This window comes from Gordonibacter faecis (assembly GCF_030077735.1).
Classification (GTDB): Bacteria; Actinomycetota; Coriobacteriia; order Coriobacteriales; family Eggerthellaceae; genus Gordonibacter; species Gordonibacter faecis.
The window spans coordinates 81,193-91,521 of the sequence record NZ_JASJEU010000014.1 but is presented as its reverse complement, the minus strand read 5'-3'; the positions used below and the strand labels follow the sequence as shown (position 1 = coordinate 91,521).

Here is a 10,329-nt window from a genome sequence, read left to right as displayed (position 1 = left end):
TTCCCGGGGTACGAATTGTTTTGGAGCAGTGACAAACTGACTGGTAGTCAAACTTGACCACGTCGTAGCGGTGTTTCGAGCGCGTTTTGGAGCAGTGACAAACTGACTGGTAGTCAAACTCGTAGAAGGGCTGCTGACATTGCTCTTGGGTTTTGGAGCAGTGACAAACTGACTGGTAGTCAAACCGTTCACTCATGGGGTCACCCTTCGCACCAGTTTTGGAGCAGTGACAAACTGACTGGTAGTCAAACCTAATGTTCGCCCCACGGTCGCGTTTGAAGTTTTGGAGCAGTGACAAACTGACTGGTAGTCAAACAGCAGATTTTAAGCGTCAAAGAGGACGTCGTTTTGGAGCAGTGACAAACTGACTGGTAGTCAAACAGTAGGCAACCTCTGCATTAACGGTTTCGAGTTTTGGAGCAGTGACAAACTGACTGGTAGTCAAACGAGGGTCGTGCGATGCACGGACGGCACGTAGTTTTGGAGCAGTGACAAACTGACTGGTAGTCAAACGATGAGTGCAAACGAGTGGGAGGTTTTTCGGTTTTGGAGCAGTGACAAACTGACTGGTCTTGTGAGTTAGGAGTTGTGTATAATTCTGATATCATTTAAGCAGTGAAACTAATTGCTTGCTTTAATTTTTCACTCTTATGATTATAAGTTTTGAAGCAATGACAAACTGACTGGTAATTAAGAGAGTGAGCTGAAAAGGCTGTAGGGTTTCGTACCTTGCAGTCTTTTCTCATTTTCTGAGCATACTTTTCATTTGTCTAACGCTTGTTTTTAAATTAACAACAAACGAGTAGGTACTGCCTTCGAACGTCGTTTCCGCCCTGTGCTATGATGGCGGCACGATGTCGGGGGGAAGGACGCGCTTATGTTGGAGGCCGTTGACTTTACGCGGGAGCCTTTGCAGAAGAATGAGTATAAGCGTCGTCGAGATGCGCTCATGGAGCAGCTGGTGGTGTTGCAGCAAGAGGCGGTGAAGCAGGGCGTCGGCCTTGTTGTGCTGTTTGAAGGGTGGAACGGTGCGGGCAAGGGAAGCCGCATTTCCGACCTCATGTACAACCTGGACGCGCGTGCCACCAGCGTTTACGTCACTGAGGACCTCGATGTGGAAGCGGCTCGGTCCTTCGCGGGTGCGGCGCACGACGTCACGGGATTCTACCCGGTCATGCAGGAGTTTTGGCGCGCGCTTGGCCCGCGCGGCGCCATCACGTTCTACGACCGCGGCTGGTACACGGCCGCCACCCAGCACATGCTCTACAGCGAGTTCGGCGACCTTTCGCTGGCGGGAGTGCGCAACGCGGAAGACGGAGCCAGCGGCACGGGGAAGAACAAGGCGCACCACAAAACCGCCGTCGCCGCCGTTGAACAGGCGCGCGACGAGCGACATATCGACGTACTGCACCGCTACCTCACCTCGGCGGCCGACTTCGAGCAGCAACTGGTCGACGACGGCTACGTGGTGGTGAAATTCTTCGTCCACGTGGGGCAGGAGGCGCAGAAGAAGCGCCTTGAGCGCCTGCACAACGACCCGGCCACGCGCTGGCGCGTGAGCAAGGAAAAGCTGGCCAGCGTCAACAACTATACCCAGGCCTATCGCCTGTATGACCACCTTCTGGAAGGCAGTAACTTCTCCTATGCTCCCTGGCGCCTGATCAACGGCGAGGACAAGCGCGCGGCGAACCTGGCTATTGCCGAGACGCTGGTCGAGGCCATCAAAGGCGCGCTCTCCGCCCAGCCCGACCCGGACGCTGCTGCCGCGGCGGCAAAGGCGCAGGCAAACTCGGCCGGACTTCTGGTTGACACCCCCGCCGCCGAGCGCACGCCCGAACAAGAAGCCGCAATCCACGCCGCCGCCGAACGCGAGGCCGCCGAGGCGCACGCGCACGCCCCCCGTGCTTCTCGCTTCGTCGTGCAGGCCGAACGCCCGGTGCTCGACGAGGTGGATCACACCCTTGCGCTCGACCCCGAAACGTACAAATCCCAGCTCAAAGCCGAGCAGGCGCGTCTCAACAAGCTGGAAATGGAAATGTATCAGAAGCGCATTCCGCTCATGATCATGTACGAAGGCTGGGACGCCGCCGGCAAAGGCGGCAACATCAAGCGCGTGGCTCAGGCCCTCGACGCGCGCGCCTACACGGTGTTTCCCTCGCCGGCACCCACCAAGCCGGAACTTCTGCACCCGCACCTGTGGCGCTACTGGACGCGTCTGCCGAAGGCGGGTCACGTGGGCATTTACGACCGCAGTTGGTACGGGCGGGTGCTCGTTGAGCGTGTGGAAGGTTTCGCCACGCCGGCCGAGTGGGGCCGCGCCTACGACGAAATCAACGAGTTTGAGCGTGAACTGGTGCGTTGGGGCGCCATTCTGCTGAAATTCTGGGTGGACGTGAGCCCCGAAGAGCAGCTGCGTCGCTTTCACGACCGCGAGCAAGACCCGGCCAAGCAGTGGAAAATCACGGACGAAGATTGGCGCAATCGGGACAAGTATCCCCAGTACAAATCTGCCATTGAAGACATGTTCCGCCTGACGTCCACCCCGTTCGCTCCCTGGATTATTCTGGAGAGCGACGACAAGCGTTTTGCCCGGGTCAAAGCCCTCAAAATTATCAACGAGGCCCTTGAAGCGCGCTTGCGCGAAAAGTGAGTAAGCGTTACCATGTCAAGATAATTGGAAGCGAAACCGCATGCTTCGGCGTGCTTGAAAAAAGGGGTACCGAACATGGATTCATTATTCGGCGTTGTACCTATGTGGGCTGTGTGGGTCATTATTGCTATCATTGTCCTGATCATTGTGGTGTTCATTGCGAAAGGCTTTATTGACGAGATGAAGAAGAAGTAGCGCTGCTCGTACTGCTGCGTGAAATATGAGCGTTTTCACGGCATCGCGCCCCCATTTCGGGGGCGTTTGCTTATTATGGTAACGGTCTGAAAACGGCGGATGTCGCGCCCGCGCGCGGGTTGCCGATTCGCCCACTTGAAAGGGAGCAATGCCCGAGCAACGACCATACTCCGACGGACAAACGCCGCGTGGGCGTCACGCCGCGCAGCCCTCGCCAGCCGCTCAGGACCAGCGGCGCGTGAGCGCACAACGGCTGCCGGCTGCTCGCAGTGTGCGTGCTGGTCGCGCTGAACACGCTGGTCGTGCTGCCGCACAGCCAGTGCAGCGGGTTGCGTCCGCGGCGGAACAGGGCGGTTCGCAGGTGGTGGGGAATGCTGCTGGTCAATCGGTTCGCTCACGGGCAACGCAAGGGGCAGCACGTTCGCAGCGCGCTCCCAAGAAGGGCGGCCCCTGGCGCGTGGTGTTTTGGGTGGCTCTGGCGGTGTTGGTTGCGTCGCTCGTGGCGCTGGGCGTTATCGCGTTCAGCTATTGGCAGGGCCAAAACTCCTACAACCAGGTGGCCGATCAGGCCTTCGGGGCGCCAGACGACATTGCCGCCGCGCCGCTGTCTGAGCTCACGGTCGACTGGGATGCGCTCACGGCCATCAACCCCGACACGGTGGGGTGGATTTACGTGCCCGGCACCCCTATTAATTATCCCATCGTGCACACCACGGACGACGAGAAGTACCTCACGCATGACTTCCAGGGCTCGGAGGGGTGGATTGCCACGTTTGGCGCCATCTTCCTCGCTGCAGCGAACGCACCTGACTTCACGGACGCGAACAACATTATGTATGGCCACCACCTAAATGATGGTTCTATGTTCGCCGCCATCGCGGGCTTCGACGATCAGGTGCAGTTCGATGCCCATCGCACGGTGTACCTGCTCACGCCCAAAGCCACTTACCGCTTGCGCACGTTCGCGCTCGTGCACGTGGCAGCAAATGACCCGCTCGCGCAAACATCCTTCGCTGACGCGGCGGAGCAGACGGCCTACGTGCAGGACAAGATAGACCGTTCGGTGGTGCAGGTCTCAGACGTGCCGGCTGCTTCCGAACTTACCCGCACGTTCGCGCTCGCTACCTGCGATAACCTTCCCTCGGACGGACGCTACGTGCTGTACGCCTCCATCGAAGAGTCGTCGGGCGATGCCTCCGGTACCACGGTGAACCCGCTCGATGCCGACGCCATTGACGCTGCAGCCAAGGAGGCTGCCTAAGGAAGTTCGCCCAGGTGCACTTCGCAACGACAGGAACAGACGCTCAGGCGAGCGTGTTGGACGACAGCCCGGCTTCGATAGCTTTTCAGGGCGCAAGGAGTAGAAGATGACTGAAAGAATTACCGTTAACGCCGCGCAGACCGAAGACGGCCCTCATATGCCCAGCTGGATGGATGAGGACGCGCTTACGTATGCCCAGGCGGGCGTCGACACGGCCGAGGGAGCGCGCGCGGTCGATGCCATCAAGGGTGTCGTGCATGATACGTATCGCCCCGAGGTGGTGGGGGACATTGGCGGTTTCGGCGGCCTGTTCTCCGTGGCGGCGGCCAAGGACATGGCCGATCCGCTGCTGGTTTCTGGCACGGACGGCGTGGGTACGAAGCTCAAGGTGGCGCAGCTGGCCGGCAAGCACGACACGGTGGGCATCGACCTGGTGGCCATGTGCGCAAACGACATTCTGGCCACCGGCGCCGAGCCGCTGTTCTTCCTGGATTACGTGGCTGTGGGCAAGCTGAAAGCCGAGGCTGTGGCCGAAATTGTCGCCGGCATTGGCGAAGGTTGCAAGCAGGCGGGATGCGCGCTTATCGGCGGCGAGATGGCAGAACATCCCGGCGTCATGGACCCGGATGACTACGACCTATCCGGGTTCTGCGTGGGCCTGGTCGATCGGCCGCGCATGCTCGATCCGGAAAGCGTGCGCGAAGGCGACGTGCTGGTGGGCCTGGCTTCAAGCGGCCTCCATTCCAACGGCTACTCGCTGGCCCGCAAGGTGTGCGTGGAAGGAAAAACTCATTACGAGTTGCGCCTCGAGCGCGAGGAGCTGGGTGGCGCAAGCTTGCAGGAGGCGCTCCTTGCGCCCACGCGCATCTATGTGAAGCCCGTGCGCGCCGTGCTGGACGCATGTCCCGGGGCCGTGCGCGCGCTCGCGCATATCACGGGCGGTGGCATCTCTGAGAACCTCGACCGCGCCCTGCCGAAAACCTGCGACGCCCAGGTTGACCTGGGCACCTGGCCCGTGCCTGCCATCGCCACGTTCGTGTGCAATGCCGCGCATCTGGATGAGACGGAGGCGCTCAAGACGTTTAACATGGGCTTGGGCATGGTGCTCATTGTGGATCCCGCCCAGGTGGAAGCCGTAGAAGCCGCGCTCGCCGAAGCCGGTGAAACCACCTACCGCGTAGGTCGCATCACCAAGGGTACGGGCGCAGTGAGCTACACCAACGAAGGTAATTTGTACGGGTTTGAGGGGTAGACGCACGAAGCTGCGCGGATGGCGCGTGAGGGAGCCGAAAGGATTAGTATGACTGAACCGCTCAAGATTGGTGTACTGCTCTCGGGTAGTGGGACGAACTTGCAAGCCATTATCGATGCGGTACGCGATGACGGCTTGCCGGTGGATATCGTGCACGTAGTGTCGTCGCGCCCGGATGCGTACGGCATCGAGCGGGCGAAAGCGGCAGGCATCCCCACCACCGTGCTCAACCGCGAGGTATACGCCGATCCAGAGGCCGCCGACGCGCGCATCGTGGAGGCGCTGCGGGCTGCGGGCGCGATATACGTGGTTATGGCGGGCTACATGCGCAAGGTGACGCCGGTCATGCTGAACGCATTCCCTGATCGCGTGCTCAACCTGCATCCGGCACTGCTGCCGTCGTTCAAGGGCGCGCATGCTATCGCCGAGGCGTACGAAGCGGGCGTGAAAGTGACGGGCGTGACCGTGCATTTCGCGAACGAAGACTACGACAAGGGCCCCATCGTGGCGCAGCGCGCCGTTGAGGTGCAAGAGGGCTGGACGCTCGAAGAGCTGGAAGCCGCCATTCACGAGGTAGAACACGCGCTGTATCCCCAGGTCCTCCGCCTGGTTGCCGAAGGTCGCGTAACAGTAGGCGACGACCGCAAGGTGCATGTCGCGTAAAGCACAACAACAGCGAAGGAGCTGACGTATATGGTTAAGGAAACGCTCGAAGAGATTGTTGCCGACCTTAAGGCGGGCCGCACGCCAACTCTTTCGCCTGATGATTTCTCCTGCTTCTCGGCTGAGGCGCTTGAGGGTAATGAGCACGTGTCGCCTGCGTATCTGGAGGTTATTGCTGCCAGCCTTTCCGTGGCCGATGTCCCCACGTTTGAGCGGGCCCTGCGCGCGCTGGCCGAGGGCGACCTCGCGTGGCTCGGCTTCAAAATCGTCTACGACCCCGCCGAGGCCATCCGCAACACCGATAACGAGGTGACGAAGAAGTACGGCGACACCGGTTCGGCCGACGGGCAACCGCTCGTGTTCTTCTGCAACGACACCAAGGAGATCGTGTCCTCGCGGGAGCCGAGCCCGCGCGACACGTTCCAGATGAAGGACATTACGCGCGGCCCTTCGATGCACAACGAGCAGTTCGAGGGCCTCACCTGGCTCTCCGTGCCGCTGTTCGACCAGGTACACGTGTGGCTGCTCGGCGCGTCCGATGCGGCCAGCGAGGTGGCGGCGCTCGCGCACCACGTGGGCTTCGCCGTGACCGTGGTGGACTACGATACCGCTTACGTGAGCGAAGCGCGCTTCCCGAACGCCGAGCGCATCGTGCTGCCGGGCGGCAACTTCGACGCCCTTGACCAGCTGGAATGCAAGCCGGAAGACTACGTGTGCGTGCTGACGCGCGGCCACATGTTCGACCCTGAAGGCTGCGTGTGGGCCACGCGCCACCACGCGCACTACGTGGGCCTCATGGGCTGCAAGGGCAAGAACGACCGTGTGCGCGAACTCGTGTTGGCAAGTGGTGCCACCGAGGAAGACTGGGAACGCGTGAAGCGCCCCATCGGCCTCAAGTTCGGCGCAAAAACCCCCGCCGAACTGGCCATAGCCATCGTCGCCGAACTGGTAGACGTCCGCTACCGCCAGCGCTACAGCGAATCCGCCCGCGCGAAGCACGAACAAAGCCTGGGCCGCTAAAATGGAAGAAGGGGAGAACACGGGGGCTGAGCTGGAGGCCTTGGACGCGGCGAACGCTTCTGACGTGATGGGCGCTGCTGACGCGACGTGCGAGCCCGCCGCGTACGACGCCCTTGTCGTCATCGACGTGCAACAGGCGCTCGTGAACGCCCACCCGGCGAACGAGGAGCGATTCCTCGCGGCCGTGGCCTCGCTGGTCGATGCCGCACGCCGCTCGGGCGTGCCGGTGCTGCACGTCCGCCACGACGGCGGGCCAGGCGACGAGCTTGAACGCGGTTCTGATGGCTGGCGTGAGCATTCCGCCGTGGCGCCGCGCGCGAACGAAGCCATCATTAACAAGCGCTTCAACAGTGCATTCCGTCAAACGAACCTACACGAGCGCCTCCAAGCGCTCAGCGCTCATCGCCTCGTACTCTGCGGCATGCAAACGGAATTCTGCTTCGACGTGTCCGTGAAGGTGGCCTTCGAGCTTGGCTATGACGTAACCATCCCGCGCGAAGCCGTCACCACGTTCGACACCGACTTCGCCCCCGGCGACACACTCACCACCTACTTCGCCAATCACATCTGGCACAACCGCTACGCGCACGTGACGTGCGCGGATGACGTGGTGCGCGCGTTCGGGGAAGGCGCGCGATGAGTTCTTTGACGCTCACGAGCCCCGCGTTCGCGGAGGGCGGCCGGATTCCCGTCGAGCACACGCCGCTCGGGGCCGACTGGTCGCCCGAGCTGCGGCTCTCCGGCGTGGACCCGCGCGCGGCGTCCCTCGTCGTCACGTTCGACGACGCCTCGCATCCGCTGTTCCCGAACTACAACCACTGGGTGATCTGGAACGTTCCCGCGGCCGACGTCGTACCGGGGGCCGTGCCGCCGGGCGAGCGCGTCGCGTCACTCGGCGGCGCCGTGCAGGGGCGCGCCTACGGACGACATCGCTACAAGGGACCGAAGCCCCCGTTCCGCTCCGAGCACGTCTACACGTTCACTGTGTACGCGGTCGACTGCCTCGTCGATGTGCCGCCGAGCGGTCGCCGCGCCGACGTACTGCAAGCCATCGAGGGTCACGTCCTGCAGACGGCCACGCTGTCGGGAACGTTCCGGCGCCGGGACGTTCCGTCGTCCGACATCTGACGGAGAATCGGCCCGAACTGGCACGGACTCCCTTGTGCATGGGTTTCCGTGCTCAAAAACCGTACCCATGAAACGAGATCTGGGAAAACGATGGAAGCTGTTCGTGCGGTGGCTCGGTATATCGGCCAAATCCATACAAAAGACGCGATCTGCGCCGCGAAGTTGGATATTTCACGTTGCTCGTTACTGCTCTGCTGCTCGCCGATCCCTTCCCCGTGCGCGTTTGCGGAATACGCCCATGTCGCGCTGCTGCTCGGTGCGCGCAGATGGTACCATGATCGCGCAAAGGTCGGACGGCGCCGTCGTCCGGTCGAGAGACGAGAGGAAAGGATGTAAGGCCATATGAGCAATCCTAAGGTCAAGCGCGTGCTCGTGTCCGTGACGGACAAGACGGGCGTCGCGGACTTCGCCCGCGCACTCGTGGAGGAATTCGGCGCGGAGATCATCTCCACGGGAGGTACCGCCCGCGCGCTCAAAGACGCTGGCGTGCCCGTTACCCCCATCGACGACGTGACGCAGTTTCCCGAGATGATGGACGGGCGTGTGAAAACGCTGCACCCGCGCGTGCACGGCGGCCTTCTGGCCAAGCGCGACAACGCGGATCACATGACTCAGGCGGCTGAGCACGGCATCGAAATGATCGACATGGTGGTGGTGAACCTCTACGCCTTCGAGAAGACGGTGGAAAGCGGCGCCGACTTCGCCACGTGCATCGAGAACATCGACATCGGCGGTCCCAGCATGCTGCGCTCCGCTGCGAAGAACTTTGAGAGTGTGGCCGTGGTTACGCGCCCGGAAAGCTACGACGCCATCCTGGCCGAGATGCGTGCGAACGGCGGCGCCACTACGCGTGAGACGCGTGCGAAACTGGCGCTCGATGTGTTCCAGACCACGGCATCATATGACGGCGCCATTGCCGCCTGGATGGGCGCGCAGCTGGAAGGCGAAGGCGACGGGAAATTCCCTGCTGAGCGCACGGTTCGCCTGACCAAGGTACAGGATTTGCGCTACGGCGAGAACCCGCATCAGGCCGCCGCGTTCTATCGCCGCGACGACTACGCGAACGCTGAGCACTCGCTCGCGCACGCGAAGCAGCACCAGGGCAAGGAGCTGTCCTACAACAACTATCTCGATCTCGACGCTGCCTGGACGGCCGTCCGCGAGTTCGAGGGCCCGGCCTGTGTCATCGTGAAGCATCTCACACCCTGCGGCGTGTGCCAGGATGACGACCTCGTGGCCGCCTACCAGCGCGCCCACGCGTGCGACCCGGTGAGTGCCTACGGCGGCGTCATGGCGTTCAACCGCCCCGTGACCAGCGACGTTGTGGTAGCTATCTTCGAGAACAAGCAGTTTGTGGAAGCCATCGTGGCGCCCGAATTTGCGGGCGACGCGCTGGACATGTACAGTGCCAAGAAGAATGCGCGCCTCCTTTCCACCGGTGGCGTGAACCCGGCTGGTGGGGAAGTGGAGTACCGCTCCGTCGAAGGCGGCCTTTTGTGCCAGGACTCCGATGCTGTGGCAGAGGACACCTCGGCATTCACGGTGGCATCCAAGCGTCAGCCCACGCCGGAGGAAATGGAGCAGTTGCTGTTCGCCTGGAAGGCGTGCAAGTCGGTGAAGTCGAACGCTATCCTTATTGCTAAGGATTACGCGACCGTGGGCGTGGGAGGCGGCCAGCCCAACCGCGTGAACTCCGCTCGCATCGCCGTGGAGCAGGCAGGAGAAAAGGCCGAAGGTGCCGTGGCAGCCTCCGATGCCTTCTTCCCGTTCCGCGATGGCTTTGACGCGCTCGCTCAAGCGGGCGTGACCGCCGTCATCGAGCCCGGCGGCTCCATCCGCGACGAGGAAGTTATCGCCGCCGCCGATGAGCAGAACGTGGCTCTGGTGTTTACGGGTCACCGTCATTTCCGTCACTAAATGGGGTTTCGGCGGCTGCGGCCGCCGAAACCCCCTGTCATCCTGAGCGCCGCCAGGCGCGTAGTCGCGACGCGAAGCTAGTCCCGCAGGGGAAGGATCCCGAGCGGCGATAGCAGGAAGTCTTCCAGCTGACACCACACGGGATCCTTTTCCTTGGGGACTAGCGCCGCGTTGTGACTACTCTTCGCCATCCCGCGAATCTCGAGCACCAGAGCATCCTTTGCTGGCTTACAACGCCAACCT

The 10,329-nt window shown here is 61.9% G+C and carries 8 protein-coding genes and 1 CRISPR repeat array (1 of these 9 only partly in view); all 8 genes read left to right on the top strand.

The window, feature by feature from the left end:
• Positions 1 to 696: a CRISPR direct-repeat array (repeat unit 36 nt; unit sequence GTTTTGGAGCAGTGACAAACTGACTGGTAGTCAAAC); it reaches 1,756 nt to the left of the window's first position.
• Positions 697 to 877: 181 nt separating this feature from the next.
• The 8 genes from QNJ86_RS08150 (at position 878) to purH (ending at position 10,086) form a co-directional block, all read left to right on the top strand.
• Positions 878 to 2,650, top strand: a complete 1,773-nt coding sequence (locus QNJ86_RS08150; protein WP_283832113.1) for a polyphosphate--AMP phosphotransferase — start codon at positions 878 to 880, stop codon at positions 2,648 to 2,650.
• A 343-nt stretch (positions 2,651 to 2,993) separates the two neighbouring features.
• The gene (locus tag QNJ86_RS08145) at positions 2,994 to 4,106 is read left to right on the top strand and encodes a class B sortase (RefSeq protein WP_283832112.1); all 1,113 of its coding nucleotides are present in this window, start codon (positions 2,994 to 2,996) and stop codon (positions 4,104 to 4,106) included.
• Positions 4,107 to 4,212: 106 nt separating this feature from the next.
• Positions 4,213 to 5,358 carry a phosphoribosylformylglycinamidine cyclo-ligase gene (gene purM / locus QNJ86_RS08140; protein ID WP_283832111.1) on the top strand — a complete coding sequence of 382 codons (1,146 nt, stop codon included), beginning with the start codon at positions 4,213 to 4,215 and terminating at the stop codon, positions 5,356 to 5,358.
• 48 nt (positions 5,359 to 5,406) lie between these two features.
• A complete protein-coding gene (gene purN, locus QNJ86_RS08135) occupies positions 5,407 to 6,021 on the top strand; it encodes a phosphoribosylglycinamide formyltransferase (protein WP_283832110.1) in 615 nt (204 codons plus the stop codon).
• A gap of 30 nt (positions 6,022 to 6,051) precedes the next feature.
• Positions 6,052 to 7,041 carry an XdhC family protein gene (locus QNJ86_RS08130; RefSeq protein WP_283832109.1) on the top strand — a complete coding sequence of 330 codons (990 nt, stop codon included), beginning with the start codon at positions 6,052 to 6,054 and terminating at the stop codon, positions 7,039 to 7,041.
• 1 nt (position 7,042) lies between these two features.
• Positions 7,043 to 7,681 carry a cysteine hydrolase family protein gene (locus tag QNJ86_RS08125; protein ID WP_283832108.1) on the top strand — a complete coding sequence of 213 codons (639 nt, stop codon included), beginning with the start codon at positions 7,043 to 7,045 and terminating at the stop codon, positions 7,679 to 7,681.
• The gene (locus tag QNJ86_RS08120; protein WP_283832107.1) at positions 7,678 to 8,169 is read left to right on the top strand and encodes a YbhB/YbcL family Raf kinase inhibitor-like protein; all 492 of its coding nucleotides are present in this window, start codon (positions 7,678 to 7,680) and stop codon (positions 8,167 to 8,169) included. The genes QNJ86_RS08125 and QNJ86_RS08120 overlap by 4 nt, the downstream gene beginning before the upstream one ends.
• 342 nt (positions 8,170 to 8,511) lie before the next feature.
• Entirely contained in the window at positions 8,512 to 10,086 is a 1,575-nt protein-coding gene (gene purH, locus QNJ86_RS08115) for a bifunctional phosphoribosylaminoimidazolecarboxamide formyltransferase/IMP cyclohydrolase (protein ID WP_283832106.1), read from the top strand.
• Positions 10,087 to 10,329 lie beyond the last annotated feature (243 nt).

Coding starts and splice junctions, on each gene's coding strand:
- QNJ86_RS08130 (WP_283832109.1), top strand. CDS start 6,052: ATGGTTAAGGAAACGCTCGAAGAGATTGTTGCCGACCTTAAGGCGGGC.
- QNJ86_RS08150 (WP_283832113.1), top strand. CDS start 878: ATGTTGGAGGCCGTTGACTTTACGCGGGAGCCTTTGCAGAAGAATGAG.
- purM (WP_283832111.1), top strand. CDS start 4,213: ATGACTGAAAGAATTACCGTTAACGCCGCGCAGACCGAAGACGGCCCT.
- QNJ86_RS08125 (WP_283832108.1), top strand. CDS start 7,043: ATGGAAGAAGGGGAGAACACGGGGGCTGAGCTGGAGGCCTTGGACGCG.
- purN (WP_283832110.1), top strand. CDS start 5,407: ATGACTGAACCGCTCAAGATTGGTGTACTGCTCTCGGGTAGTGGGACG.
- QNJ86_RS08120 (WP_283832107.1), top strand. CDS start 7,678: ATGAGTTCTTTGACGCTCACGAGCCCCGCGTTCGCGGAGGGCGGCCGG.
- purH (WP_283832106.1), top strand. CDS start 8,512: ATGAGCAATCCTAAGGTCAAGCGCGTGCTCGTGTCCGTGACGGACAAG.
- QNJ86_RS08145 (WP_283832112.1), top strand. CDS start 2,994: ATGCCCGAGCAACGACCATACTCCGACGGACAAACGCCGCGTGGGCGT.